The 26676-nt window shown below is 73.2% G+C and carries 25 protein-coding genes and 2 pseudogenes; 15 read left to right on the top strand and 12 right to left on the bottom strand.

From position 1 onward, the window contains the following. The first annotated feature begins 44 nt into the window (after positions 1-44). Positions 45-1106 (top strand): helix-turn-helix domain-containing protein, encoded by a 1062-nt coding sequence (locus AB0I79_RS10385; protein ID WP_357869876.1) that lies wholly within the window; start codon positions 45-47, stop codon positions 1104-1106. Here AB0I79_RS10385 and AB0I79_RS10380 read toward each other — a convergent pair. Both AB0I79_RS10380 and AB0I79_RS10375 read right to left on the bottom strand, forming a co-directional pair. Continuing rightward, a complete protein-coding gene (locus tag AB0I79_RS10380; RefSeq protein ID WP_357869874.1) occupies positions 1103-2077 on the bottom strand; it encodes an alpha/beta hydrolase in 975 nt (324 codons plus the stop codon). The two genes, AB0I79_RS10385 and AB0I79_RS10380, sit on opposite strands and share 4 nt — an antisense overlap. A 78-nt stretch (positions 2078-2155) precedes the next feature. Next, on the bottom strand, positions 2156-2824 hold the full coding sequence (locus AB0I79_RS10375) for a type 1 glutamine amidotransferase domain-containing protein (RefSeq protein WP_357869872.1): 669 nt from the start codon (positions 2822-2824) through the stop codon (positions 2156-2158). A gap of 72 nt (positions 2825-2896) precedes the next feature. Here AB0I79_RS10375 and AB0I79_RS10370 point away from each other — a divergent pair, with 72 nt between their 5' ends. After that, on the top strand, positions 2897-3754 hold the full coding sequence (locus AB0I79_RS10370; RefSeq protein ID WP_357869870.1) for a LysR family transcriptional regulator: 858 nt from the start codon (positions 2897-2899) through the stop codon (positions 3752-3754). Here AB0I79_RS10370 and AB0I79_RS10365 read toward each other — a convergent pair. Further along, positions 3751-3882, bottom strand: coding sequence for a hypothetical protein (locus AB0I79_RS10365; RefSeq protein WP_357869867.1), 132 nt, complete (start codon positions 3880-3882; stop codon positions 3751-3753). The genes AB0I79_RS10370 and AB0I79_RS10365 overlap by 4 nt on opposite strands. Between AB0I79_RS10365 and AB0I79_RS10360 the strand changes: the two genes are divergently transcribed. Continuing rightward, entirely contained in the window at positions 3874-4602 is a 729-nt protein-coding gene (locus tag AB0I79_RS10360) for a dienelactone hydrolase family protein (protein ID WP_357869864.1), read from the top strand. The two genes, AB0I79_RS10365 and AB0I79_RS10360, sit on opposite strands and share 9 nt — an antisense overlap. Positions 4603-4615: 13 nt before the next feature. Here the strand turns inward: AB0I79_RS10360 and AB0I79_RS10355 are convergent, their stop codons facing one another. Genes AB0I79_RS10355 through AB0I79_RS10345 form a run of 3 tightly spaced genes read right to left on the bottom strand, consistent with a single transcriptional unit; the run spans position 4616 to position 9191 of the window. Then, entirely contained in the window at positions 4616-5356 is a 741-nt protein-coding gene (locus tag AB0I79_RS10355; protein WP_357871611.1) for an ABC transporter ATP-binding protein, read from the bottom strand. Positions 5357-5358: 2 nt separating this feature from the next. Further along, a complete protein-coding gene (locus tag AB0I79_RS10350; RefSeq protein ID WP_357869862.1) occupies positions 5359-7950 on the bottom strand; it encodes an ATP-binding cassette domain-containing protein in 2592 nt (863 codons plus the stop codon). Further along, the gene (locus tag AB0I79_RS10345; RefSeq protein ID WP_357869859.1) at positions 7947-9191 is read right to left on the bottom strand and encodes an ABC transporter substrate-binding protein; all 1245 of its coding nucleotides are present in this window, start codon (positions 9189-9191) and stop codon (positions 7947-7949) included. Before AB0I79_RS10345 ends, AB0I79_RS10350 begins: the two co-directional genes overlap by 4 nt. Before the next feature lie 262 nt (positions 9192-9453). On the opposite strand from AB0I79_RS10345, the gene AB0I79_RS10340 reads away from it, so the two are divergent. The 8 genes and pseudogenes from AB0I79_RS10340 to AB0I79_RS10305 all read left to right on the top strand — a co-directional run bounded on the left by AB0I79_RS10340 (position 9454) and on the right by AB0I79_RS10305 (position 14771). Next, on the top strand, positions 9454-10542 hold the full coding sequence (locus tag AB0I79_RS10340; protein ID WP_357869856.1) for an alcohol dehydrogenase catalytic domain-containing protein: 1089 nt from the start codon (positions 9454-9456) through the stop codon (positions 10540-10542). 286 nt (positions 10543-10828) lie between these two features. Next, complete coding sequence (locus AB0I79_RS10335) at positions 10829-11725, top strand: hypothetical protein (protein WP_357869853.1); 897 nt, start codon at positions 10829-10831, stop codon at positions 11723-11725. A 236-nt stretch (positions 11726-11961) separates the two neighbouring features. Next, positions 11962-12087: pseudogene (locus tag AB0I79_RS10330) on the top strand (LLM class flavin-dependent oxidoreductase); the annotation flags it as partial. Positions 12088-12121: 34 nt separating this feature from the next. Further along, positions 12122-12607: pseudogene (locus AB0I79_RS10325) on the top strand (LLM class flavin-dependent oxidoreductase); the annotation flags it as partial. Between the two features lie 156 nt (positions 12608-12763). Then, on the top strand, positions 12764-13255 hold the full coding sequence (locus tag AB0I79_RS10320; RefSeq protein ID WP_357869851.1) for a cupin domain-containing protein: 492 nt from the start codon (positions 12764-12766) through the stop codon (positions 13253-13255). Next, positions 13255-13905, top strand: coding sequence for a metalloregulator ArsR/SmtB family transcription factor (locus AB0I79_RS10315; RefSeq protein ID WP_357869849.1), 651 nt, complete (start codon positions 13255-13257; stop codon positions 13903-13905). The genes AB0I79_RS10320 and AB0I79_RS10315 overlap by 1 nt, the downstream gene beginning before the upstream one ends. Positions 13906-13949: 44 nt before the next feature. Further along, positions 13950-14273: a hypothetical protein gene (locus AB0I79_RS10310; RefSeq protein ID WP_357869846.1), complete on the top strand. Its 324-nt coding sequence runs from the start codon at positions 13950-13952 to the stop codon at positions 14271-14273. Between the two features lie 159 nt (positions 14274-14432). Continuing rightward, entirely contained in the window at positions 14433-14771 is a 339-nt protein-coding gene (locus AB0I79_RS10305; protein ID WP_357869843.1) for a hypothetical protein, read from the top strand. Between the two features lie 91 nt (positions 14772-14862). Here AB0I79_RS10305 and AB0I79_RS10300 read toward each other — a convergent pair whose 3' ends face one another. Then, positions 14863-17088 (bottom strand): MMPL family transporter, encoded by a 2226-nt coding sequence (locus AB0I79_RS10300; protein ID WP_357869840.1) that lies wholly within the window; start codon positions 17086-17088, stop codon positions 14863-14865. Between the two features lie 99 nt (positions 17089-17187). Between AB0I79_RS10300 and AB0I79_RS10295 the strand changes: the two genes are divergently transcribed. From AB0I79_RS10295 to AB0I79_RS10285, 3 genes are all read left to right on the top strand, one after another. Continuing rightward, positions 17188-17715 (top strand): helix-turn-helix domain-containing protein, encoded by a 528-nt coding sequence (locus AB0I79_RS10295; RefSeq protein WP_357869837.1) that lies wholly within the window; start codon positions 17188-17190, stop codon positions 17713-17715. 58 nt (positions 17716-17773) lie between these two features. Beyond that, positions 17774-19024 (top strand): Gfo/Idh/MocA family oxidoreductase, encoded by a 1251-nt coding sequence (locus AB0I79_RS10290; protein ID WP_357869834.1) that lies wholly within the window; start codon positions 17774-17776, stop codon positions 19022-19024. Positions 19025-19104: 80 nt separating this feature from the next. Next, on the top strand, positions 19105-21090 hold the full coding sequence (locus tag AB0I79_RS10285; RefSeq protein ID WP_357869832.1) for a hypothetical protein: 1986 nt from the start codon (positions 19105-19107) through the stop codon (positions 21088-21090). Here AB0I79_RS10285 and AB0I79_RS10280 read toward each other — a convergent pair. Together AB0I79_RS10280 and AB0I79_RS10275 are read right to left on the bottom strand one after the other, a co-directional pair. Further along, positions 21087-21263, bottom strand: a complete 177-nt coding sequence (locus AB0I79_RS10280; RefSeq protein ID WP_357869829.1) for a hypothetical protein — start codon at positions 21261-21263, stop codon at positions 21087-21089. The genes AB0I79_RS10285 and AB0I79_RS10280 overlap by 4 nt on opposite strands. 67 nt (positions 21264-21330) lie before the next feature. Then, on the bottom strand, positions 21331-22263 hold the full coding sequence (locus AB0I79_RS10275; protein ID WP_357869826.1) for an alpha/beta hydrolase: 933 nt from the start codon (positions 22261-22263) through the stop codon (positions 21331-21333). Between the two features lie 60 nt (positions 22264-22323). On the opposite strand from AB0I79_RS10275, the gene AB0I79_RS10270 reads away from it, so the two are divergent. Continuing rightward, positions 22324-23361 carry a helix-turn-helix domain-containing protein gene (locus AB0I79_RS10270; RefSeq protein WP_357869823.1) on the top strand — a complete coding sequence of 346 codons (1038 nt, stop codon included), beginning with the start codon at positions 22324-22326 and terminating at the stop codon, positions 23359-23361. A 4-nt stretch (positions 23362-23365) separates the two neighbouring features. On the opposite strand, the gene AB0I79_RS10265 is transcribed toward AB0I79_RS10270, so the two are convergent. From AB0I79_RS10265 to AB0I79_RS10255, 3 genes are all read right to left on the bottom strand, one after another. Next, entirely contained in the window at positions 23366-24370 is a 1005-nt protein-coding gene (locus AB0I79_RS10265) for an NAD(P)-dependent alcohol dehydrogenase (RefSeq protein ID WP_357869820.1), read from the bottom strand. 57 nt (positions 24371-24427) lie between these two features. Continuing rightward, positions 24428-25633 (bottom strand): FAD-dependent oxidoreductase, encoded by a 1206-nt coding sequence (locus tag AB0I79_RS10260; RefSeq protein WP_357869817.1) that lies wholly within the window; start codon positions 25631-25633, stop codon positions 24428-24430. 93 nt (positions 25634-25726) lie between these two features. Further along, the gene (locus AB0I79_RS10255; protein ID WP_357869814.1) at positions 25727-26671 is read right to left on the bottom strand and encodes an RNA polymerase sigma-70 factor; all 945 of its coding nucleotides are present in this window, start codon (positions 26669-26671) and stop codon (positions 25727-25729) included. Between the last annotated feature and the right edge of the window lie 5 nt (positions 26672-26676).

The following is a 26676-nucleotide window of genomic DNA, read 5'->3' as shown; positions in this document are numbered from 1 at the left end:
ACCTAGCGCACGCTTGGTATCACGGCCAGGCTAGTCTGGACCTCGTGCAGGGACTGCTGCTGCGGCTCTCCACGCTCGACGCCGACGCGGAGAGCGCGGTGCGCGTCATCGCCTACTTCGACTCGCTGGTGCGCGACCACGTGAGCGTGCCGGTGCTGCTCACGGCCACGGCCCGGCTGACGCAGTGCCCGGTCGGCCTGCTCGACGCCGCCACCGGCCGGCGCACCCGCGTCCGCGCCGACGGCTCGGTCGACACGCCTGCCGTCCCCTCCTCCGCGCGCGAGCTGAGCTCCGGCCTCGGGGCCGTCTGGATGGAACGCCAAGGCCCCGCGCACGGGCTCGACGAGATCGTGCTCGAACGGTACGCGGCGGCGGCCGAGGTCACCCTCGAACGCGCCGCCGCCCTCGCGCGCACGGCGAAGGACCCGGCCCTGGTCGAGCTGGCCCTGTCGGCCGAGACCGGCGAGACCGAGCGCGCCCGCGCCCTGCGCCTGCTCGGCCTCGACCCGGCCACGCCGCTGCAGGCCCTGGCCATCGCGCTGCCCGACCAGGGGCTGGCCGCGGGGTTGCGGGCGATGGGTCACCACGTGCGGGCCGCCACGATCGGTGACACCGAGGCCGTCCTGGTCACGACCACCCTTCAGGCCCGGCTGCCCGACACGTCCAGGGTCGGCATCGGCCCCGAGCTGCCCGGCGCGCGGGCGGCCGAGTCGTGGGCCGGCGCCCGCACCGCGCTGCGGTTCACCGGCCCGCACGACCGGGTGATGCGCTGGTCGGACCTGGGCGCGCTGGCGCTGTTCGCCGACCTGCCCGAGCAGGCGATCGCGGGCCTGCCCGACGTCCAGGCGATGTCCCGGCTGGGCGAGGAGTCGCGGCTCGCGGTGCGCGCCCTGTGCCTGGCAGGCTCGATCCGCGGCGCGGCCCAGGCCATCCACCTGCACCACAGCTCGCTGGCCGCCCGCATCGCCCGCGCGGAGTCCGCGCTGGGCTTCTCCCTGGGCGACCAGCCGGGCCGCATGCGCGCCCACCTGGCCCTGGCCCTCGTCCGGCTGCTGGCCAACCAGAACCCGGGCCAGAACCCGGGCCAGAGCCCGAGCCAGGGCTAGAGTCCGAACGCCCGCCTGAGCGCCGCCTCACGGGCCTGCCGCGCCCTGACGCTCAGCGCCGCCCCCGGCACCAGCATGTCGAACCCGTGGAAGGCCCCCGGATACAGGTGGAACTCGGTCGACACCCCGGCCTGCGCCAGCCGCAACGCGTAGCCGGCGCACTCGTCCCTGAACACCTCCAGCTCCCCCACATCCACGAACGCCGGCGGCAGCCCCGACAGGTCGGTGGCGCGGGCGGGCGCCGCGTACGCCGGCACGTCGTCGGTGCCGACGCGGTCGCCGAGCAGCGCCGTCCAGCCGAAGAGGTTGGCCTCCCTGTCCCACACCACGGCCTCGGCGAACTCGTGGCTGGACGGCGTGGTGTTGCGGTCGTCGAGCATCGGGCAGACGAGAAGCTGGAAGGCCACGTCGGGCCCGCCCCTGTCCCTGGCCAGCAGCACGGTCGCGGCGGCCAGCCCGCCGCCCGCGCTGGCCCCGCCCACGGCCAGCCTGCTCACGTCGATGCCCAGCTCCGCGGCGTTCTTGGCGGTCCAGACCAGGCCGGCGTAGCAGTCCTCGACGGGGGCCGGGTGCGGGTGCTCGGGCGCGAGGCGGTAGTCCACGGAGACCACGACCACGCCGAGCCGCTCGACGTACTCGATCATCGGCCCGTCGTCGCCCTCGGGCATGCCCATGATCATGCCGCCGCCGTGGATCCAGTAGAGCGCCGGCCGGTTCTCCCCGGGCTCCTCCGGCTGGTAGACGCGCACCCGGAGGTCGGGCGCCCCCTCGGGCCCCGGGACCGTGCGGTTCTCGATCGAGATCCGCGTGTCCGGCGCGGGCGCGGCCGCCATCATCGCGTTGATCTGCGCCCGCGCTCCGGGCAGGTCCGCGAACACGGCGGACATGTCACCGGGCGGCATCGGGAACTGGTCGATCCCGGCGCGCAGCTCCGGATCGAGGTTGGGGTGGGCCATGGGGTTCCCTTCCACGGGGACGATGGTGCTACCCCTTGATGGTCGAAGCCCGCACCCCGGAGCACAACCGCCATCCGGCGGCGATTACCCGTCTCAGACCCGCCGTTCGGCGAGCAGCTCGACGATCCGCTCGGCCAGGGGCGCGGCGCTGGCCGGGTTCTGCCCGGTGGCCAGGCGGCCGTCCACCACGACCCGGGCCTGCCAGTTCTCGCCGGGCTCGTGCTCGGCGCCCCGCGCGACCAGGGCGTCCGCCAGCAGGAACGGCACCACGCCCGCCACGCCGCGCACCTCCTCCTCGGCGTTGGTGAAGGCCGCCACCCGCTTGCCCGCCACCAGGTACGACCCGTCGGACAGCGTCAGGTTCACCAGCGCCGACGGGCCGTGGCAGACGGCCGCCACGACGCCGCCCCGCTCGTACACCTCGCGCCCGATCCTGATCACGTCGGGGTCGTCGGGGAAGTCCCACATGGTGCCGTGGCCGCCGGCGTAGAGCACGGCGTCGTAGCGGGAGGCGTCCACGTCGGCCAGGCGGGCGGTGTCGCGCTGCTCGGGCGAGGCGAGGAAGGCGACCTGGGCGGGGTCCGCAGGGTCGTAGCCGTCCTGGGGCGGCTCGCCGCCCTGCACGCTGGCGACGTCCACGTCGAAGCCGGCCTTGCGGAAGATCTCCCACGGGTGGGCGGCCTCGGGCACGTAGTACCCGGTCCGCTCCACGCCTCCGAGGTCGTCATGGCTGGTCAGAGCTATCAGTACGCGCTTGGTCATGCGTTCAGGATGCCTCCGGCGAGCCATCAGCAACAAATCACGAATCACGCTCCGAGCCATCAGAATAGTGATATGTCGCCTCTCTCGCTGGACCTGCTGCGCACCTTCCTCGCCGTCTACAGGACCGGCTCCATCACCGCCGCCGCCCAGACGCTCGGCCTGTCGCAGCCCGCCGTGACCGCGCAGGTCAAGACGCTGGAGTCGACGCTGGACCGGCCGCTGTTCGACCGCCTGCCGCGCGGGGTCGCGCCCACGCCCGCCGCCGACGAGCTGGCCCGCAGGGTCGCGCCGGGCCTCGACTCGCTGGACGAGGTGGTGGCCGCGGAGCTGCCCTCCGGCGAGGCCGTGCACCTGGGCGGGCCCGCCGAGTTCCTGAGCGAGGTGGTCATGCCGATGCTGGCCCCGCTCGTCCGGGACGGGCTGCGGCTGCGCGTCACGCTGGGGCTGTCCGACGACCTCCTGAACGACCTGGCCGCCGGACGGCTGGACCTCGTGCTGTCCACGATCCGGCCCAGGCTGCGCGGCGTGCAGGCCGATCCGGTGTACGACGAGGAGTTCCTGCTGGTCGCCGCGCCCGGCGTGGGGCCGTCGCCGGAGCCGCTGGTCGCCTACGCCGAGGACCTGCCGATCGTGCGCCGCTACTGGCGGACCGTGTTCGGCCGCCGCCCGTCGATGGCGGCCCAGGTCGTCATGCCGGACCTGCGTGGCGTGCTGAGCGCCGTCCGCGCGGGGATGGGCGTGTCGGTGCTGCCCGCGTACCTGTGCCGGCGCGACCTGGCGGCGGGCACGCTCGTGACGCTGGCCGAGCCCGAGGAGGCGCCGATCAACACCGGCTATCTCGCGGTACGCTCCGGCGCGCAGGCCAGGCCCGCCGTGGCCCGCGTACGCGAGCACCTGGTACGGGAGCTGCGCGCCGCCGCCTCCTTCTAGGCTCCCCAGGAGGCCAGCAGCCGCAGCGACTCCTCCGTGATGCCGTCGGGCCCGCGCACCCCGGCCTGGCCCTCCGCGTACCTGGATAGCCGGGACCGCCTGGGGGCATGCTGATGCGCATGTGCCATTCCACCGACAGCAGGCCGCCCGCACCGCCCGTCCAGGGCGAGGTGGCCTCACACGAGCAGATCGAACTGACCGCCGCCGACGGCAACCGTCTCCTGGCCTACCGGGCCGAGCCCGCCGAGCCGAACGGGCGCAGCATGGTCATCCTGCCCGACGTGCGCGGCCTGCATCCCTTCTACCGGGACCTGGCCCAGCGCTTCGCCGAGGCGGGGTTCCGCGCGATCGCGATCGACTACTTCGGCCGCACGGCGGGCCTGGGCGACCGCGGCGACGACTTCGACTTCATGACGCACGTCAAGCAGATCACCCTGGAGGGCGCGCGGGCAGACGCGCGGGCGGCGGCCGACGCGCTCGGCGGCCCGGTGTTCACGACGGGCTTCTGCATGGGCGGCGCCCTGTCCTGGTGGCTGGCCGCCGGAGGCAACGGCCTGTCGGGCGGCATCGGCTTCTACGGCGCGCTGCGCTTCATCGAGGAGCCGGACTCGGGGCCCGGCGCGCCGCTGCTCCTGCTGCGGGGCGGGGCCGACACGGTGTCCACGCCCGAGCAGTTCGCCGCGTACGAGGCCGCGCTCGACCGGGTGGGCACCGAGCACGAGACGCACGTCTACGAGGGGGCGCCGCACTCGTTCTTCGACCGGAGCTACGCCGAGTGGTCCGACGCCTGCCAGGACGCCTGGCGCCGCATCCTGTCGTTCACCGACCGGCACGCCCAGCCCGGGTAGCCAGCCCGAGCAGTCAGCCCAGGTAGGCGGCTCTGACGACCGGATTCTCCCGGATCTCGGCGGGCGTGCCGGTGGCGATGACCTTGCCGAGGTCCAGCACGACGATCCGGTCGCAGGTGTCCATCACGAACCCCATGTCGTGCTCGACCAGCAGCACGGTCGTGTCCAGCGCCCTGACGACCTCGCCCAGGCGGGCGCTCTGCCCGGCGTCCAGCCCCGAGGTGGGCTCGTCGAGCAGCAGCACGCGGGGCCGGTCGGCCAGGGCCCTGGCCAGCTCGACGAGGCGGCGCCGGCCGACGGGGAGCGCGGCGGCGTACGCGTCGCGCAGCTCGGCGAGCCCGCACAGCTCCAGCACCTCGGCCACCCGCTCCTGCCGCTCGCGCTCCAGGCGCCGCCGGGCCGGCCAGCCGACCAGGTCGGCGGCGAGCCCGCCTCCGCCGCCGTGCCAGTCGAGCGCGGCCAGCACGTTCTCGGCCACGGTGAGCCGGCCGAAGACCTGGGTGCGCTGGAACGTGCGGCGCAGCCCCGCCCTGGCCCGCCTGACCGCCGGCACCCCCGTCACGTCACGGCCGTCGAGGCGGACCCGGCCCTCGTTCGGCCTGCGCAGCCCCGACACCACGTCGAACAGCGTGGTCTTGCCGGCCCCGTTCGGCCCGATCACCCCGCACACCAGGCCGCGCCCGACCTCGAACGTCACCCCGTCCAGCGCCCTGACCCCGCCGAACGCCACCGACACGCCGTCCACGGCCAGCATGGTCACCGCACCCCCAGGTAGGCGGCGGTCAGCCGCTCGCTGTCCACCTCGGCCCGCGGGCCGCACCAGGTGACCCGGCCCAGCCGCATGAACGCCACCCGGTCGGCGATCGCCAGCGCCTCGGTGGCCTTCTCCTCGACGAGCAGCAGCGCGACCCCGCGCTCGCGCAGCTCGGCGAAGACGTCGAAGATCTGCCGCACCACCATCGGGGCCAGCCCGAGCGACGGCTCGTCGGCGATCAGCACGCGCGGCGGGCGCACCAGCGCGGGAGCGAGCGTGAGGAGCTGCTGCTCGCCGCCGGACAGGGCGCCGGCGAGCACGGTACGGCGCTCGGCGAGGTGCGGCAGGCGCGCGTAGACGGGCTCGGGGTCGGGCAGCCAGGTCCGCAGGTTCTCCTCCACGGTGAGGCCGGGGAAGACGCCCCTGCCCTCCGGCGCGAGCAGGATGCCGGCGCGGGCCCTGCGGTGGGCGGGCCAGGCGGTGACGTCCTCGCCGTCCAGCAGGATCCGGCCGGCGGTCACCGGCAGGTCGCCGGCCGCCGCCGCGCACGCGGTGGACTTCCCCGCGCCGTTGGCGCCGAGCAGCGCGACGACCTCGCCGGGGTTGACGTGCAGGTCCACGCCGCGCAGCACGGTCACGTCGGCGTACCCGGCGACGACCTGCTCCATGGCGAACAGCGCCGGCTCGCGCGTCTGCGCCGGCGGTTCCTGCGCGGGCGGCGGCTCACGGCGCCGCCGCAGCTCGGCGAGCTGGGTGAGCACCCCGTCGGGATGCTTGGCCAGGATCATGCCCCCGAGCCCGAACAGGATGGCGCCGACGTGCGCGGACACGTCCCAGGCGGCGAGCAGCTCGGGAACGGCGACCGCGATGAGCCCGCCCAGCACGGCGCCGCCGATGCGCCGCACCCCCTGCAGCACCACCACGGCCAGCCAGACGAACCCGGAGAACGCCGGCAGGTCGGTCGCCGTGATCGACCCCTTGGAGATCGCGAACAGCACCCCGCCGAGCCCGGCGACGGCCGACGCGAGCACGAACAGCGTGATCTTCGTCCGCGGCGCCGACAGCCCCGACGTCGTGGCCGCCGCCGGGGCCGACCGCACGGCCAGGATCGCCCGTCCCGAGGCCGACCGCTCCAGGTTCCGTACGAGCAGCGCCACCGCCCCGATCAGCAGGAGCAGCACCACCACCCGCACCCGCGCGTCGGAGGTGTCGGCGAACCCGAACCCCAGCGCCGGGATCGGCCACCCGATCGTCCCGTTGCTGAACGCGTCCACCTGGAACAGCACCTGATCGGCCAGCAGCGCCAGGGCGAGCGTGGCCAGCGTCAGCACCCGCCCGCCCAGCCGCAGCGCGGGCAGCGCCACCAGCATCCCCACGGCCGCGGCGGCCAGCACGCCCAGCAGGATCGCCACGAAGAACGGCAGCCCTGACGCGAACGCCCACCCGCAGGTCAGCGCCGCCATGGCGGCGAAGGCGGCCTGGGCCAGGTTCACCATGCCGCCGATCCCGGTCACCACCACGAACGAGCAGAAGATCAGCGCCAGCACCAGCCCCTGGGCCGCGACGCCGACGTAGTACTCGGACCCGGCGAACGCGAACACCACCAGCGCCGCCATCCCGACGGCCCACGGCAGCCTGCGCCGCCACGGCGGCAGCCCGGCCAGGTGATCGGGCGGCGGCACGTCCTCGGCCGCGCTGCCCGCCACCCGCTCGCGCGACCTGTTCAGCAGCACCAGCCCCGCGAACAGCAGGATCACCGGCACCGCCGTGCGCAGCCCCGTGACCTCTTCGAGGAAGTCGGTGTAGCCGGCGACCAGGTTCTGCACGACGCCGAGCGCGAGGCCCGCCGCGAACGTCCAGGGGATCGAGCGCAGCCGCCCGAACACCGCCGCCGTCGCCGAGGCGAACAGCAGCACCGTGTACGCGGTCGCGTCCAGCCCCAGCACCGACACCGCCAGCACCCCGGCCAGGCCGGCCAGCCCTGAGCCGAGCATCCAGGCCAGCGCCGAGGTGGCGTCCACGTCGATGCCCCGCAGCGTGGCCAGGCGCCGGCGGTCCACGGAGGCACGCATGCGCAGGCCGTACGGGGTGTGCCGGATGAACGCCCACAGCCCGGCCGCCGCCACCGCCGAGAAGCAGAACGTGATGAGCTGGTCGCTGTCCAGCCGCACGCCGAGCATGTCGAACGCCTGCGCCGGATGCGGCCCGACGCCGCGCGGCAGCGCGGTCGCGTCCGCCGGGGGCAGCCCGGCCAGGTCCACCACCAGCAGGCCGAGCGCGGGCAGCGCGATCGTGAGCCCGATGGTGGCCACGATCTGCGCGGTCTCCCCGGCCTGGGCGAGGCCCCTGAACATGGCCTTGTGCAGGGCGTGGCCGAGCGCGGGGGCGAAGAGCGCCACCGCCGCCAGTGCCGACAGCCACGCGGGCAGCCCGGCCTGGCCGAGCTGGTAGAACAGCAGGGCCGTCAGGAACCCGATGGCGCCGTGGGCGAAGTTGAACACGCCCGTGGCCGCGTACGAGAGGGTCAGGCCCGAGCCCATGATCGCGAAGACGGCCCCGGTGACCAGGCCGCTGAGCACGTAGTCCAGGATCATTTCAGCGGCACGTTGTCGAAGCACTTCATGCTCTTGGCCACCTGGAAGGCGCCGCCCTCCAGCTTGACCAGGGCGCCGCAGCCGTTCGGCTCGCTGTGGTCCTTCGGGTACTGGATGCGGCCGAAGCCCGGGTTCTCGTAGAGGTACGAGCCGTTGCCCGTGGTCAGGAACTTCTGCCTGGTCAGCTCCTTGCCGGTCTTGTTCAGCATGTCGAGGAAGATGTCGGCGGCCCAGTAGCCGATGGCCAGGTGCTGGGTGAGCTGGGTGCCGGGGGCGACCTTCTCGACGTCCGCCTTCAGCTTGGCGATCTCGGGGGCGGTGGACTCGAACGGCTCGAACATGGGCGCCGCGATCACGCCCTCCAGGGCCTGGGCGCTGGCCGGGTCCTTGAGGATGGCGACGTCGTAGCTGGTGGCGTCCGTCAGCACGCCCCGGTAGCCGGCCCGCTTGAGCGCCGCGTACAGGCCGACGTTGAACTTCGTGCCGGCGATCACGGAGACGACCACGTCAGGGGGGCCGCCGTCGTCGGACGTCATGATCTTGTTCACGTACGGCAGCCAGTCGGGCGGCGGGGCGGCGGCCGGCAGGCCGGAGTTCACGCCGGCCAGCTCGAAACCGGCGGCGGTGAACGACTGGGAGATGGTGGTGCCGCCGTACTTGCTGCCGCTGGAGTCGGAGGTCTGGACGTAGACGCTCTTGCCCTCGGCGCCGCCGAGCAGGTCGGCCATCTGCCTGCCCCACCAGGTCTGCGACCCGGCTCCCTGCTTGGGCGCCAGGCAGCCGTTGTAGCCGAAGCCCGTCTTCGTGCCGCACCACTGGGGGCCGGTCGCCCAGCCGAACCACGGCACGCCCTGCTGCTCCAGGAACGCGGCGCCGCCGAAGTTGGGCGCGTGCACGGGAACGAGGGCGAACACCTGGTCCTTCTGCACCAGCTTCTTGGCCGCCGCGTCGCCCTTGGCGGCATCCTGCCCGTCGTCCTCGGCGCCGAGGAACTCGATCTTCCGCCCGTGCACGCCGCCCTCGGCGTTGGCGCGCTCGAACCTGGCCTTCGCCCCGATCTCGGCGTCCTTGGTGGAGTAGCCGCTGGCGCTGGTCTTGGTCAGCACGCCGCCGACCCTGATCGTCGTGTCGGTGACGCCTGCCGTCGCGCCCTGGCCCTGTTGACTCCCCTGCTGCTGCGCCGCGCATCCGGCGGCGGCCAGCACCGCGACCACGAACGCCGCCGACTTCCTGCGCACCATGACGGCCTCCCACCGTGTCCGGCCACTTGACCGTTCACCCGCGCTCGCCCAGCCACCCACCCGGCCTGGCACCCACCCGACCTGGCACCGCACCCGATCCGGTGCCGGTCGATCCGGTGCCGCCCGACCCGGCGGTCACTCGGCCTAGCGCTCGCTTGGTTAGCGCGAGCGTAAGTTTCGATGCCATCCACGTCAACGGGGGTGATCGGATTTACCTAGCAACCGCTTGTTTGTCACCGGGGCCCCGGCTAGCGTGAGTCACATGCTGATGCGCGCCGCCGTGCTCACCGCGTTCCACGCCCCGATGGAGCTGCGCGAGGTCGAGATCGCCGACCCCGGCCCCGGCGAGGTCCGCGTACAGATCAAGGCGTCGGGCGTGTGCGGCTCCGACCTCAAGGCCATCGACGGCAAGAGCCCCGTGGTCAGCAGGCTCCCCTTCATCCTGGGCCACGAGAGCAGCGGCGTGGTGGAGTCGACCGGCGCGGGCGTCACAGCGCTCGAACCCGGCGACCACGTCATCATCGCCATGAACGGCCCCTGCGGCCGCTGCCGCCCCTGCGCCGCCGGCCGCTTCCACCTCTGCTCGGGCCCCGCCCGCCTGCCCACCATCATGGGCGGCCTGCCCCGGATCACGCTGGACGGCGAGGAGGTCCGCCGCTTCATCGGCATAGGCGCGTTCGCCGAGTACGCCGTCGTCCCCGAGCCCATGTGCGTGAAAATCACGAGATCCCTGCCCTTCGACGCCATGTGCCTCCTCGCCTGCGGCGTCATCACCGGCGTCGGCGCCGTCCTCAACGTCGCCCAGGTCCCGCCGGGCGCCACGGTCCTCGTGGTGGGCTGCGGCGGCGTCGGCCTCAACGTCATCCAGGGCGCGGTGCTCGCGGGCGCCACCACGATCATCGCCGCCGACGTGGCCGACCAGAAGCTCAAGCAGGCCGAACGCCTCGGCGCCACCCACACCCTCGTGGCCACCGACCTCCCCCACCAGGTCTCCGACCTCGTCAAGGGCGGCGTGGACTACGCCTTCGACGCCACAGGCGCCCCCGGCGTCCTGGCCCAGGCCTTCGCCTCCACCCAGCCGGGCGGCACCACCGTCATGGTCGGCAGCCCCCCGGCAGGCCACCCCATGACCCTGGACACCGGCCTGCTGTTCGCCTCCCGCCGCCTGATGGGCACCCAGGGCGGCGACGCCTCCCCCGCCCGCGACCTCCCGATGCTGGCCGCCCAGTACGTACGCGGCCGCCTGGACCTCGACGCCCTGATCTCGGAACGCCTCCCCCTCGACCACCTCAACGAGGCCGTGGCCCACGTCCGCCAGGGCACGGTGGCCCGCACCGTCATCACCTTCTGAAGGCGAGGTCCTCGCTCATCGCTCGGCCGTTCTTCCACACGATGGATCTGGGCCGGGGGCACCGTGGCGGAGTCCGAGGTCAAGGCCCTGGACGGGGCTGCATGAGCTGCCCCACCGAGGGGCGGCCGGCCGGGAGTCACGGTCTGCGACCTCCTCGGCCAGGCCGGTCACGACCTCTGGCAGCGCACCCACGTGCATGAACACGCCGCTCTTCGGGTCGATCACCGGTGCGCGGGGGAATTGCGTGCACATGACATGATCAGCGCTCATGAAGTGGAGACTGACGGTGGCAGGCGTGCTGGGCTTGGCAGCCGTACCGATGCCCGCCCAGGCCGCGGCGGCCGTCGACGTGGTCGCCGCCGTACAGCGCCTTCAGGCAGAGGGCCGTGCGGCGAAGATCTTCCAGTACACCGCAGCGGACTGGCCGTACGACCCCCGGTTCGCCGAGATGCCGCGCGGCTACTGCAAGGGAGGCAACGAGGATCCACGGCTGACAGGGACGACGCGACTGGGGCCGGGCGGAGTCATCGCCGCCGACATGACGCGGACGCTGGAATTCAGCAACTGCCGTCAGCAGTTCCTGCGGGACGACGCCGCGGGCGGTGACCGGCGGCAGACCGATCTCCTCAACGTCGGGTCGGGGTCGCACCGGGTACGCAGTGTCGGCGGCGTGCTCTACGGCGCGGGGCCGGCCTACGGCGGCAAGTCGTGGAGGAAGCTCGGCAGCGCACCTCACGGCGCGGCACTCTACGGTGATCAGATCATCGACGCCTTCGACCTGGGGACGCTCAAGGCCTTGGTCGCCTCCGCATCCATGAACAAAGCGGGCGGGACCGTTCACGATGCCAATGATCGCGCTGTCAAGAAGACCTGGAGCTACCGCGGCACGATCACCTTCAGCCGGCTGTTCAAGGTGTCAAAGCCCTTCCGGCACATGCTCGGCGGGCAGCTGAACCCCAAGTACGGTGGGATCACGATCCACTGGGGGATCGCGACCGACATGACCGGCAAGCCCATCGTGGTGCAGGCTGTCTGGCGGCCAGGCGAGGGGTTCCCGCTGCAGGCGGCGGCCGTGGCCACCCGGTTCAGCTGGGACGTGAACGTCTCCATCAAGGCCCCACGCGTCAGCGGGACGGCGCGGGATCCGTACGGGGACGACGTCATCGACCTCTTCAGGTCTTGACCGGGGCCGGCGCACGCCTCGAACCGCACACCCGTTCAAGCGCCGGGACTGTGGGCCGGGCCCACAGTCCCGGCGCTGAACAGGTGACAGGTCACTCGGGTCCTGTTGCCGCCTTCAGCCACAACCGACATTCACCTCGGACGGGTGCGAAGCCGGACGCGCCACCATGGCTGGGTATGCGTGGTGCATGACAGCAATCACGACCGACCGCTTCGCCGTCTCCGTACGCCGCGGCCTGCACCGAGCGCCTGCGCCTCGGCTGCGCCGTCTTCGTCAGCGTCGTGCACAGCCCGCTGCACCTGGCCAAGAGCCTCAGCACCCTCGACCAGCTCAGCAGGGGACGCCTGGAGGTGGGTTTCGGGCTGGGCTCCCGGAACCTGCTCGGGCCCTTTCGGCGTCTCTCCCGACGGGTTCGTGACGCGCTTCGCCGAGGGCATCGAGCTGATGAAGGCCTGCTGGAGCGAGCCGAAGGTGGCCTTCCACGGGCGGTTCTACCAGGTGGAGGCGGCCATGGAGCCGAAGGCGTACCAGAAGCCGCATCCGCCGGTCTGGATGGGCGGGCACCAGCCCGCCGCGATCAGGCGCGCGATCCGCTACGGCGACGGCTTCGTGGGCGCGGGCGGGGCCACGACGGCCGCTTTCGCCGAGCAGGTGCGGACGCTCAGGGCGGAGCTGGAGCGGGCCGGGCGTGACCCGGCGAGCTTCCGGGTCGCCAAGCGCGTCTACGTCTCGGTGGGCGCGACCGGCCGGATCGAGGGGCCGCTGTCGCGCATGTACGGCAACGCGGACATGGCCGTCAGCGGCCCGCCCGAAGCGTGCGCGCAGGGGCTGAGCGAGGTGCTGGGAGCCCGCGTCGGTTTCCACCCAGCCGTGCCTTCGTAGCCGATCGCGCACGGGTCGACCTCCCACCGGGGCGAAGTGCCGCACCCGAGCAGGCTCATGAGCGCACATAACACGACGGCGGTCCGCTTTCCCGGTCGCTTCACAACCCGGCCTCCCTATTCTAAGGTTCCTTAGGTTATTGGATGAGGAGGCATCATGTCTTACCCCGAACCCCGCTACTTCGCCGAGCACGGCGAGCACAGCGGCACCTTCGCCCTGGCCGACCGCGCTCCCGACCTCACGATCGGCACCAACACCCAGGTCCACTACCTGGCCACCGGCGGCACCACCAACGGCGCCTACGGCCTCTACCGCTGGGAGATGGGCCCCAAGCCCGGCGGCCCCGGCGCCCATTTCCACCGCACCATGACCGAGTCCTTCTACGTCCTGTCCGGCACCATCAGGCTCTTCAACGGCGAGAAGTGGGCCGAGGGCAGGCCGGGCGACTTCCTGTTCGTGCCCGAGGGCGGCGTGCACGCGTTCCGCAACGAGTCGGGCGAGCCGGCCACGATGCTCATCCTGTTCACCCCGGGCGCCCCGCGCGAGTCGTACTTCGAGGAGCTGGCCGCGATCGCCGAGAGCGGCAGGCAGCTCAGCCCGGAGGAGTGGACCGACGTGTACCTGCGGCACGACCAGTACATGGTCTGATGTTCCCGGAGGAGCCGATCTACGCGCAGCTCGCCCGCGTCGGCAAGGCGCTGGCGAGCCCGGTGCGGCTGCGCCTGCTGGACGTGCTCGACCAGCGTGAGCGCACGGTGGAGGAGCTGGCGCAGGCGGCCGGGATCCCGCTCAAGAACACCTCGGCCCAGCTCCAGCAGCTCCGCGCCGCGCACCTGGTGACCAGCAGGCGGGAGGGCACTCGGGTCTACTACCGGCTGGCCGACGAGGGGGTGTCGCGCTTCCTCGGCGACTTCCAGGCGTTCGCGCGCGGGCGGCTGGCCGACCTCCGCGACGCCGTGCGCGCCCGGCTCGGCAGCCTCGAAGGGGTGACCGCCGAGGAGCTGGCGGCCCGGCTGGAGGATCCCGGCACGATCGTCGTGGACGTGCGCCCGGCGGCCGACCACGCCGCCGGCCACGTGCCCGGGGCGATCTCGGTGCCCATGGAGGAGCTGCGCGGCCGGCTGGACGAGCTGCCCGCCGGCGCGCGGATCGTGGCGTACTGCGGCGGGCCGTACTGCGTGGTCTCCCCCGAGGCGGTACGGCTGCTGCGCGAGCACGGCTTCGACGCCCGCCCGCTCGACGGCGGCTTCCTCGGCTGGCGGCGCGGCGCGGCGGAAAATGGCTGGCACATTGAGTGATGGCCCCCTTACCGTGAGCAATGGAACTCATGGAAGGAGGCACGGTGCGCATCACACGAGCCACCACGGCCGGCCTGCTCGCGCTCCTGGTGCTGAGCGGCCTGGTCCCCGCCGGCGCCACGCAGGCGCAGGCCAGGCGCCTGTACGACTTCGGCGCGCAAGGCGTGATCATCTGGAGCGAGCCCCGGGCCGGGTCGGGCCGCAACGGGCTCGGCTACGCGGGGCAGGGGTTCGAGTCGGACCGCTCGGAGGAGCACGGGCTCTACCGCTGCGACCACTTCGAGAGCACGCTGTGGCATCACGGCACCAACGCGACCACCGGCATCGTCGGCTGGGTCCCCGCCTGCAACCTCGCCGACCCCGACTGACGGAGGCACCGCCGTGACTGCTGGAGGCACCGCCGTGGCCGACGGAGGCACCGCCGTAACTGTGGAAGGCATCGCCATGGTTGGCGGAGGCATCGCCGTAACTGTGGAAGGCATCACCGTGGCCAGCGGAGGCACCGCCGCGACCGATGGAGGCACGCCGTGACTGGCGCAGGCAAGCCGTTCATGATCCGCCTCGTTCCCGCCGCCGCTCTCGCCCTCACCGTGTCCGCCCCGCTCCCCGCCCACGCGGCCGGCACGGGCGCTCTGCCCCCGATCCTCCTGCCCACCTACACCTGCGATTCCGTCCGCGGTGACCCTGGCCGCACGGTGCTGTTCGGCAACTGCGCGGCCTCGCTGGGCGCCGTCACCAACGGCGACTTCACCGGCGAGGCGGTCGGTGTCGCCCGCCAGGTCCCGCTGAGGATCAAGTGCACGGGCGGCGGCACGGCCGACGTGCCCGGAGAGGTCGCCCTCCAGGACTGCACCCAGATCGGCTGACCACACCACCAACCCACACCACCAACCCACACCAGCCGACCACACCGGAATGACCGCACCCGGATGACCGCCCCCGGATGACCGCGCCGCTCTACACCCCGGCGGTGACCGGCTCCCGCCGCTCCACCTCCGCGGGCTCGTCCTCCTCGTGCCCCTCCACCGACAGGTTGGGCAGGATCCGGTCGAGCCACCGCGGGCACCACCAGTTGAGCCGCCCCAGCAGCACCATCGTGGCCGGCACCAGGAACCCGCGGATGATGGTGGCGTCCACCGCGATGGCCACGGCGAGCCCCACGCCGAACGTCTTCACCATGGCGTCCGGATAGGCGATGAACGCCACGAACACCGCCACCATGATCAAGGCGGCCGAGGTGATGACCCGCCCGGTGGAGCCCAGCCCCTCGGCGACCGCCTTCGCGTTGTTCCCGTGCCGCAGGTACGACTGCCGCACCGCCGTCAGCAGGAACACCTCGTAGTCCATCGACAACCCGAACAGCACCGCGAACAACATCAGCGGCACGTAGCTCTCGATCGGCACCGAGAAGAAGATCGTCTGCACGAACGAGGAGTTGACCGGCGGGTCCATGCCCACGAGCCCGCTGCCGAGCCCGATCGAGAACACCAGGGCCAGCGCCCCGAACGCCGCTCCCAGCGACACCAGGTTCATCACCGCCGCCTTGATCGCGACGATCGGCGCGCGGAAGGCCAGCAGCAGGAGCAGCGCGCTGAGCAGCACCACGACGCCGATGACCAGCGGGGTGCGCTCGTTCATGCGGTCGCCGGCGTCGGTCAGGCCGGCGACCTTGCCGCCGACGTGCACGTCGACCCCGGGCAGGGAGATGGCGCGGACGTCCCTGACCACCTGGGCGGAGCGTTCGTCGCTGGGCGCGTACTCGGGGATGGCCTGCATCAGCACCGAGCGGCCGGAGGTGTTGAGCTTGGGGTCGGACACGAACTTCACGCCGTCCACGTCCTCCACCTCACGGGCGAGGTCCTTCACCAGGGGGTCGTCGGCGTCGGGCACCTTGGCGGGCAGTTCGGCGACCACGATGAGCGGGCCGTTGAAGCCGGGGCCGAAGCCGGTGGCCATCAGCTCGTACGCGCGCCGCGGCTCGGAGCCCTGCGTGCCGTACCCCTCGTCGAGGGGGCCGAGCTGGAGCGCCAGCGCGGGGGCGGCGAGCGCGCCGAGCACGATGGTGCTGCCGATGAGGACCCGCCACGGGCGGCGGGCCACCCACGCGCCGAGTCCCGCCCACCCGGAGCCGGCGGCGTGGGATCCTCCCGCGCTGCGCAGGAGCGGGACCTTGAGCGAGTTGACGCGGTGGCCGAGCAGCCCGAGCAGGGCGGGGACGAGCGTGACCGAGGTGAGCACGGCGGCCACGACGGAGATGCCGGTGACCCAGCCGAGCGTGGCCAGCAGCGGGAACCCGGCCAGCAGCAGCGCGCTCAACGCGATGATCACGGTGCCGCCCGCGAACACGACGGCCCCGCCGGAGCTGGCCACGGTCCTGCGTACGGACTCCACCACCGGCACCCCTTCGGCGAGCAGGCGGCGGTGGCGGGACAGCAGGAACAGCGCGTAGTCGATGCCGACGCCGAGGCCGATCATCGTGGCCATGATGCCTGCCTGCTTGGGCATGTCCACGACCCACCCGAGCAGCCCGATGATGCCGAGCCCCGAGGCCACGCTGATCAGCGCGGCGAAGATGGGGACGGTGGCGGCGACGAGCGTGCCGAACGCGAACACGAGCACCAGCAGCGCGCAGACGATGCCGATGATCTCGCTCGGCCCCGTCTTGATCTCCTTGTCGGCGGGGGTCGAGCTGTCGGCCGGCACCACTTCGAGCCCGGCCTCCCGCGCCGGCTCCGCGGCCTTCGACAGCTCCTGGGTGGTCTGGGCGATCTTGTCGCTGTCGTTGCCCTCCAGACGGACGGTGATGAGGCCGATCTGCAGGTTGGAGGAGATGCCGCCGGCGCGGAACGGGGTCTCCACCTTGGTGACGTGCGGCATGGCGCGCAGCCGGTCCATGGCCCGCTCCACGGCCTTCTTGCGCTCGTCCTCGATGAGCGGCCCGTCGGCGGAGTAGAGGAGGAGCTGCACCGTGCCGCCGGCGGCGTAGCCGGTGCCGAAGCCCTCCTTCATGAGGTCGTGGGCGCGCTGCGCGTCGGTGCCGGGGATGCTGGCGTCGCTGTTCGTCGGGCTGGGGAAGGCGAGGCTACCGCCCATCAGGGCCGCGGCGGCGATCATCCAGGTGATCAGTACGATCCAACCGTGCCGCGCGCACCAGCCACCCAGCCGTCCCAGTAACCGCGTCATCGCTCAGCTCCCACTCGACGGCCGTCCTGTACGGTCGTACAGGACATACGATAAAACGGGAGTTGTCCGGAAGGCTCGCTCCCGCAGGGAAATGAGACGATGACCACATCATCCGACGACACCCGCACCCGGATCCTGGCGGCCGCCCGAGAGCTGTTCGCCGAGCGCGGCTACGCGGCCACCTCCCTGTCCGACATCGCCGCCGCGGTCGGGCTGACCAAGACCGCGGTCGCCTACCACTTCCATCCGAAGGACCGGCTGGCGCTGGAGCTGCTGTCCCCGGTGGCGGGCGACATGCTGGCGCTGCTCGACGCCCCGTACGCGAGCCGGGCCGAGTTCGTCGAGGCGCTGGTGGAGTTCGCGGTGCGCTACCGGTCGGTGATCCGGCTGTTCATGGAGGACCTGGCCGCGGACGACGCCACGACAGCGCCCGGTTCCGAACGCGACCAGATCGGCACGTTCCGGGACACCATCTACGCCAAGCTGGTCGGCGACGACCCCGGCCCCGAGATCAGGCTCAAGAGCTGGGCCCTGCTCGGCGCGCTGCAGTGGGGGGCGGTCAAGACCATGGACCTGCCGGAGGAGCAGGTCCGTGACGTCCTGCTGGAGATCGCCAGAGCCTTCTGAGGGCTTCCGTCCGGAATCCGGACGCCGGCAGGGGCGACATACGAAAAGGAGTGGACCCATGGGGGAGGCGACTCGGATGGTGACGCTCGCCGTGGTCGGGGCGGGTTCGAGGGGAACCTCCTACGCCCGCCACGCCGCTTCCACCGGCAGGGCCCGGGTGGTGGCGGTGGCCGATCCGCTGGGCAGCCGGCGCGACAGGTTCCCGGACGCCGTGCCGTACGCGGACTGGCGGGAGCTGGCCGCGCTGCCCCGGCAGGCGGACGCGGTGGTCGTCGCCACGCAGGACCGCGATCATGTCGAGCCCGCGGTGCGCTTCGCCGAGCTGGGTTACGACGTCCTGCTGGAGAAGCCGATGGCGGTCTCCGAGGACGACTGCCGCGCCATCGTGGCGGCGGCCGAGCGCTCGGGGGCGGTGTTCGCGGTGTGCCACGTGCTGCGCTACACGCCGTACACGCGGGCCTTGAAGGCGCTGCTCGACGCGGGGCGGATCGGTGAGATCGTCAGCGTCCAGCATCTGGAGCCGGTCGGGTGGTGGCACCAGGCCCACTCCTACGTGCGGGGGAACTGGCGGCGGGCCGACGAGGCCACGTTCATGCTGCTGGCCAAGTCGTGCCACGACCTCGACTGGCTGGTCCACCTGACGGGCAAGCGGGTCACGCGCGTCTCCTCGTTCGGCGGCCTGCACCACTTCCGGCCGGAGAACCGCCCGGAGGGCGCCGCGGACCGCTGCCTGGACTGCTCCGTCGAGCCCGGCTGCCCGTACTCGGCCACGCGCATCTACCTCCCGCTCGCCGGCGAGCACGTCTGGCCGCTGTCCGTGCTCACGGACGACGTCTCCGAGGCGGGGGTGCTGGAGGCGCTCAGGACCGGCCCGTACGGCAGGTGCGTGTACGCCTGCGACAACGACGTGGTCGACCACCAGGTCGTGAACCTGGAGTTCGAGGGCGGCACGACCGCGTCGTTCACCATGACCGGGTTCACGCCCGCGCTGCACCGGCAGACCCGGATCTTCGGCACCCGCGGCTCCATCGACGGCGACGGCGACCGCCTGACCGTCCACGACTTCGTCAACGGCCGCTCCTCCGTCGTCGACACCCGCCCGAGCGGGGACGGCACGGCCAGGGGCGGGCACGGGGGCGGCGACGCGGCGCTGGTGGAGGCGTTCCTGACGGCGGTCGCCACGCGGGACCGCGCGCCGATCCTCTCCTCGCCGGCCGAGAGCCTGCACAGCCACCTCATCGCCTGGGCCGCCGAACGGTCGCGGCTGACCGGCGAGACCGTCTCCCTGGGAGGACAGCCGGGGCACTGAAGTAGCGCAAGTAGCCCCATGAGCGGCACGGCACCCGGAATACTGAGGTACCAGACCTCGCCAACGGAGGGGAGCCGCGGTTGCGTACGTGGTTCGAACCCGAGGAGACGGAGGAGTACGAGGCGACCAGGAACGTCCTGATCAGGCGCTGTCTCACCTGGGCTGACGAACACGGCCGCCCCGCCGACGAGCTCCTGGTCGCCGCCGCCCTCGACGCCCGGCACCACAGCCGCGACGGCCGCCTCGCCTACTGGGACGAGCCCCAGATCAGGCGCTACCTGCTGGCCTGGGTCCCGAAATACGTCGTGACCCCCAGGGAGATCGTGGAGATCGCCCCGGAGATCCTCCGCACGTTCCTGCACTACCTCGCCGCCGCCGGCCTGCGCGACCCGCGGGGCGCCACGCCCGCGGCGGCGGACGACGCCATCACCCGCGCCCTGCCCGACTTCCGCAAGGCCCTCGACGACCCCTACCTCCAGGGGCTGGCCAAGTTCTGGGCCCAGACCGCCCTGGACCACGGCAACGACCTCGCCGGGCCGGGCGCGCTGCGGGACTTCAAGCTCGATCTCGACGCCGGCCGCATCCGCTACGACGAGGAGCTGCTCAACAAGCTCCTGGAGGCCCGCTTCACCCGGACGGAGCCGGACCTGGAGGAGGAGCGGGGCTTCCTCCAGCCGCCCGTCGAGCTGCCGGCGCCGGCGGACCTGGCTGCGGAAGCCGCCGGCAGCACGACGGCGCGGCGCCTCAGCACACTGGCCGGCTGGGCAGGCGAGGTGGGCCGCCCCCTCACCAGGCCGGGCAACCTCACGCTCGCCGACGCCCGCGAGCTGTCGGCCCTCCTGGGCACCGGCGAGGAGGCGCTCCAGGTCCGCAGCTCCGCCGACCTGCCGCGGCTCAGCCTGCTGCTGGCCTGGGCGGAGCGGCTGGGCCTGGTCCGCACCGGCAAGGGCCGCCTCCTCCAGGCGGCCGGGGCCGCCCCGCTCCTGCGCGACCCGGCGGCGCTGTGGGCGCGCGCCTTCGAAGCCCTTCCCGGCCTCGGCCCGTCGATCACGATGGGCGGCCATGCCGCCGTGCTCGGCCGCTGCTTCGACGAGGTCCTCCCCGCCGTGCTCGACGCCCTGTACGGCATGGACGACCTCCCCGTGGCCCGCCTGGCGGAGACGGTCTGGCTGGCCTGCCAGGAGCACGTGGTCATGGACAGCGCGCCGGAGCGGCTCAAGGACCTCTGGCGCCGCCAGAGCGCCCTCGACCTGGAGCGTGCCCTGGAGGTGCTGGCCGACCTGGGGGCCGTGGAGCTCACCCGCGGCCCCGCGGACGAGCTCCACTCCAGCGATCTGGACCACGACGACCAGGCGTTGCCGCAGGACGCGGTGGAACGCCTGCGCAGCCGCCTGGCCGAGCCCGACCTCCTGCTGGCCCGCCTCACCCCGCTGGCCCTGCGCTCCGTGCGCGAGCGCCTCCTGACGCAGGGCCGCGACGCCCCCCTGATCGGCGAGCTGGCCGCCTCCCCCGCGGCCGAGCTGCTCGGCGTCCTCACCCAGCACTACCCGCCCCGGGAGGCCGCCGTCGAGCTGAACGCCTGGCTCTCCCGCCCGGGCCAGGACGTCGAGGCGCTGCTGCAGGCGATCCGCGACTGCTCCTTCCGCACCCGGGCCGCCGCCATGCTCGCCGTGCTCGCGCAGGCCCTTCCCCAGGGCCGGGCCCTGGTCCGGCACCTGCGCCACGACCCCGTCCTCGCCCCCACCGCGCTGACCTTCCTGGTGGACGCGGGCGAGGTGGACCCGGCGGCGCTGGACCAGCGGGAGCACCTGCTGCTGGGCGCGGAGAACTTCCTGACCCTGCTGGAGCTCGGCGGGCCGGAGGCCCTCGTCGAGCAGCTCAGGTCGATGGCGGGCAACGACGCGTACGAGCTGGCGGCGGCGGCCCTGGACTCGGGCCACCACGACGTGGCCGGCCTGGCGGAGCTGCGCGAGCTGGTGGCGGAGCCCTTGCGCGAGCGCCCCCTGCGCCTCATCCCGGGCACGGGTACGGGCACCCGGCCCGCCCGCAGGAAGCGCCGGCCCTAGGAACCCTTCAGCAGGCCGAGGTCGCGCAGGCTCTCGGCGGACGCCACGATCGCCGGCTCGACGGCGCGCGGGCGCCGGCCGAGCTCGGGGGCCCGGTCGTTGTGGAGGACCGGCCGCGGCGGCTCCTCCCCCGGCGAATCGACGACGACGAGCTCGGTGCCGCCGCCGCGCATCAGGTCCCACGCGGGCCCGCTCGGCGATCGCCCGCAGGTCAGGAGACCATACCTCGAGCGCTTGAGGTCAAACGGCGAGCGCCCGGCGCAGCGCTCCCGCGAGCTCCTCGATCTGCCGCTGCGACACCTCCGCCGACACGATCGCCTGCGACCCGTGGAACGTGCCCGGCCACTGGTGCAGCTCGACGGACACGCCCGCCTGCAGCAGCCGCAGCGCGTACTCGATGGCCTCGTCGCGCAGCGGGTCGAACTCGGCGGTGGCGACGTAGGCCGGCGGCAGGCCGGACAGGTCCTCGGCCCGCGCCGGGGCGGCGTACGGGGTGGCGGGCCGCGAGCCCATGTAGTGCCGCCACGACGTGGCGAACTTGTCGCGGGTCATCCAGGGCGTGTCGGTGAAGTTCCGCTGGGACCAGGTCTGCTGACGGTCGTCGAGCCCTGGCTGGTGCAGGAGCTGGAAGCGGATCGGCGGCCCCTGCTCGTCGCGCGCCCGCAGCGCGACCCCGGCCGCGAGCCCCGCGCCGGCGCTGTGGCCTCCGACGGCGATGCGGGCCGGGTCCAGGCCGAGCTCGGCCGCGTGCTCGCTCGCCCAGGTCAGCACGGCGTAGGCGTCGTCCAGGGCGGCGGGGAAGGGGTGCTCGGGCGCCAGGCGGTACCCGACCGAGATCACCACCGCCCCGGAGAGGTCCGCGGCCCGGCTGGCCCACGGGTGCTCGGTGTCCAGGTCGCCCATGACGAACCCGCCGCCGTGCAGCCAGACGACGGCGCCCTGCGCCTGGCGCGGGCGGTAGATCCGTACCGGCACCTCGGGGTCGCCCGGCACCGTGCGGTCCTCGATCACCAGGTCCTGGACGCCCACCGGCGGCACCGCGCCGGCCAGCGCGGCGAGCTCCTTGCGGGCGGCGGCCGGGTCGGTCAGGTCGGCCGGCGGAAACAGCGGGATGAATGCTTCGAGTTCGGGATCCATGCCGGCCATCCTGCCGCCCGCCTCCTTTCCGATCATCCGCCAACTGTCGGGCCTTCGCCCCGGTTCGCGCGCCGATCGGCGCATATGCTCATGGTCATGGAGGCACTGGCCCTACGGCTGTCCCAACTGGACCGGCTGGCCGAAGGCGCGATCCGGGTCGTCATGTTCTACGACACGCTGATGCGGCGGCGGGTGGATCTCCCGGCGCTCGCCCGCGCCTCGGCGGTCCTGGCCGAGTGCGTGGCCGGCATCCGGCTGCACGGCACGGGTGAGGTGATCCGCATGACGCCCGGCGGCACGCGGGCGCCGTCCGGCCCGGCGCTGCCCGCGTCCACCACCACGGCGATCACGCTCGACGAGGAGGAGATCGGCACGGTGTGGCTGGAACGCCCCGGCACGCCGAACCCCCTCGACGAGCTGCTGCTGGACCGGCTCGCCATCGCCGCCGCGGGCGTCGTCGAGAGGTACGGCCCGGCCCGCACCACCATGGCCGACCCGGCCCTCGTCGAGCTGGCGATCAGCGCCGACACCGACGAGGCGGCCAGAGCGCGGGCGCTGCGGCTGCTGGGCTTCGCCGCCGGCCTGCCCGTCCGCGTCGTCGCCGTACGCTCGCCGCTGCCCCTCGACCAGGTCGGCGGCCTGATCTGCCCGGCCCGCCCGGTGAAGGCCGCGCAGCTCGGCGACACGGGCGTCATCCTGGCCACCACCGTGGACCGGTCCGGCTTCCCCGCGGGCGTGCACGCCGGCATCGGCGCCGCCGGGAACCCGCACCGGTCCTGGCGGCAGGCCGGCACCGCCCTGCGCTTCACCACCCCGCGCGAGCCCGTCATCCGCTACGACGACCTGGGCGCGCTGGCGCTCCTGGCCGAGATCCCGCAGGACGCCGCGCAGGACAACGCCGACGTGGCGGCGATCGCCCGCATGGCCGGCAACCCGGAGGACCTGGAGACCCTGGACGTCTACTGCGCCACCGGCTCCCTGCGCCGGGCCGCCGACCTCCTGCACCTGCACCACAGCAGCGTCGCCCGCCGGCTCGAACAGATCGGCAGGACCCTGGGCATCGAGCTCACCGAGCCCTCCGGGCTGACCAGGACCAGGCTCGCCCTGACCGCGTGGCGGCTGCTGCAGGCCTGACCGCTCAGGCGGGGCCCAGCTCGATGACGACCTTGCCGAACGGCGAGCCCTCCCGGTAGTGGCGGTAGGCGGCCGCCACGTCGGTGAAGACGCGGTCGATCACCGGTCGCAGCCCGTGGGCGGCGACGGCCGCGCACATGTCCTCCAGATCCGTGCGGTGGCCCGCGAAGACGCGGCGGAGCGTGGCCAGGCTGGAGGCGTACGCCTCGTGGGAGATCTCCAGGCGGTCGCTGGTGGCGTCGCGGGTGATGAGCACGACCACCTCGCCGTAGAGCGCGGCGGCCCGTACGGACTGGTCGACGGTGGCCGGGCCGGCCGTGTCCACCACCAGGTCCGCGCCCCGGCCGCCGGTCAGCTCGCGCACCCGCCCGCCCCAGTCCGGCGTGGCGGTGTAGTCGATCACGTGGTCGGCTCCCAGCGCCTTGAGCCGGCCGGCGTTGCCCGCGCGGGAGGTGGTGACGATCGCCTGGCAGCCCAGCAGCCGCGCGAACTGCACGGCGAACAACGACACGCTCCCCGTGCCCAGCGTCACCACCGTCCGGCCCGGCGGCACCTTCGCGCCGCCGGTCAGCGAGGTCCACGCGGTCAGCGCCGCGCACGGCAGCGTCGCCGCCTCCGCCCAGCTCAGGTGCTCCGGCACGGCCACCGCCGCCTGCTCGTCGAGCAGCGCGTACTCGGTCAGCATCCCGTCCAGGGTGCACCCGGGCTGATCCACCAGCTCGGGCCGCAGGCGGCCGTCGTGCCAGCGCGGCCAGTACGAGCCCATCACCCGGTCCCCCACCCGGAACCTCGTCACCCCCGGCCCCGCGGCGACCACCTCCCCCGCCCCGTCGCTCACCGGGATCACGCCCGGGCGGGCGGGCAGCGAGTAGGCGCCGTCCAGGATGAGCAGGTCACGCTTGTTGAGCGAGACCGCGTGCACACGGACCAGGACCTCACCCGGGCCCGGCTCGGGCACCGGCGCCTCCTCGGGCACGATCTCCGGCCGTTCCAGTCGATAGGTACGCATGCCGGAATCCTCCAGATGCGTACGGAGACCCGGCAATTCCCGGCAGGGAATCGTGCTCTACGCCGCCGCCCTGACGGCCGAGCCCGACGCGGTTCCTTCCCGCACGACCCGGCGGCGGCGGGCGGGCAGCCCGAACATCGGGTTGGCGACGCCCCAGGCGGCGCCCTTGCAGATCAGCTCCTTGTAGACGGCGGCCAGCCGGCCGGTCAGGGCCGCCGGCACGGCGCGGTCGTCGGCGGTGACGTACTGGATCAAGCCCTCCTTGCGGCCCAGCGAGATGCACTGGTTGAAGTAGCGCAGCGGCGCGTGCGGGAGCTTCCCGCCGGTCAGGCGGGCCGCGATCGCGTCGGCGGCCTGCCAGGCGGTGGGCAGACCCGAGGCGCACGACATCCGCAGCGGCTTGCCCCCCGGGCCCGCCACCAGGGCCGCGTCACCGATGGCGTACACGTCCGGGTGGGAGACCGAGCGCATGGTGTCGTCCACCACGATCTGGCCGGTGCCGCCGAGTTCCAGCGTGGTCGCCCCCGCGATCGGGTGGACCGCGAAGCCGGCCGTCCAGACGGTGACCGCCGCCGGGATGGTCTCGCCGCCGGCGGTGGTGAGGCGGTCGGGCCCGACGGCGGTGACAGCGGTGTGCTCGTGCACGGTGATCTTGAGCTTGCGCGTGACCTTCCGCAGGTGCTCGCGCCCCTTGGGGGAGAGCCAGTCGCCCAGGGCGTCACGGGCGACGAGGGCGACGTCGAGGTCCGGACGGGTCTCGGCGATCTCGGTCGCCGCCTCCACACCGGTGAGGCCGCCGCCGACGACGACCACGCTCTGCCCGGCGCCGAGGCGCTCCAGCCGCTCGCGCAGGCGGGTCGCCCCGGGGCGGCCGGCGATCTCGTAGGCGTGCTCGGCGGTCCCGGGGACGCCTTGGGGGTTCCAGGCGCTGCCGAGCGCGTAGACGAGCGTGTCGTAGGGGAGCTCCTCGGCCGCGTCCGCGCCGTGCACGTCCATGACGGTGACGATCTTGCGGTCGGCGTCGACGCCGGTGACCTTCGCCAGCCTCAGCTCGACACCCGTGCCCGCGAACATCTCGCTGAAGGGCCGCGGCTTGAGCTCCTGGCCGGTCGCGAGCTGGTGCATGCGGACGCGTTCCACGAAGTCGGGCTCGGCGTTGACGAGCGTGATGGCGACATCCTGGCGGTGGAGCCGCCTGGCGAGGCGGCCGGCGGCGAAGGCTCCGGTGTATCCGGCTCCGAGGACGACGATGCGGTGCTGCATTTCCTCGCTCCTGTCTTGCGCGGTTTCGCCCCTTGAACCGGGCGGCCCGCCGTTTCCTGACAGGAACGCGGTGTGAAGCGCGTCACACCGCGATCACAACGCCGTGAACAGGGGCTCCCCGTGATCGCCTGCCGCCCACTGCGCGCTCGCGCGGACGAGCTTGTCGGGGTTGACCTGGTTGCGGCACGCGGCGATGCCCTCGGCGGTGACCTCCAGGCACATGACGGCGACGACCCGGCCGTCCACCACGGCCACCACGGCGGGGTCGCCGTTGGCGGTCGTGACGTGGATCTCGGGTCTCCCGCCGACCATGGCCCGCTTGACCTCGGCGGGCTTGAACAGGCCCCGCAGGAACGTGGCGACCGCGACGGCGCCCTCGAACGCCTTGACCCGGGCCGGGATCTTCCCGCCACCGTCGCCGATCGCGATGGCGTCCTCGGTCAGCAGCCGCACCAGCGGCTCGGTACGGCCGCTGGTGGCGGCCGCCAGGAACTCCTCGACGATCCGCCGGGCGGCGGCCTCGTCGATCTCGGTGCGGGTCCTGCCGTCGGCGACGTGCTTCCTGGCCCGGTGGAAGATCTGCTGGCTGGCGGCCTCGGTGATGTCGAGGATCTCGGCGATCTCCCGGTGCGGGTAGTCGAACGCCTCCCGCAGCACGTACACCGCCCGCTCGTTCGGCGACAGGCGCTCCATCAGGGTGAGGACCGCGTACGAGACCGATTCGCGCTGCTCGGCGGTGTCGGCCGGCCCGAGCATCGGGTCGCCGGGGAGCAGCGGCTCGGGCAGCCACCGGCCGACATAGGTCTCGCGGCGCGCCCGCGCGGAGCCGAGCTGGTTGAGGCACAGGTTGGTGAGCACCTTCGTCAGCCATGCCTCGGGCACCTCGATGCGCTCGACGTCGGCGGCCTGCCAGCGCAGGAACGTCTCCTGCACGGCGTCCTCGGCCTCCGTGGCGGAGCCGAGCAGGCGGTAGGCGATGGCCTCCAGCCGCGGCCTGGAGGCGACGAACCGGTCGACGTCGTTCGCGGTCAAGGGCATGGCCC

The sequence above is a fragment of the Nonomuraea sp. NPDC050202 genome (genome assembly GCF_040656115.1).
In the GTDB taxonomy this organism is placed as follows: Bacteria; Actinomycetota; Actinomycetes; order Streptosporangiales; family Streptosporangiaceae; genus Nonomuraea.
The sequence above is the reverse complement of the archived record's forward strand: the minus strand, read 5'-3'. Positions and strand labels throughout refer to the sequence as shown.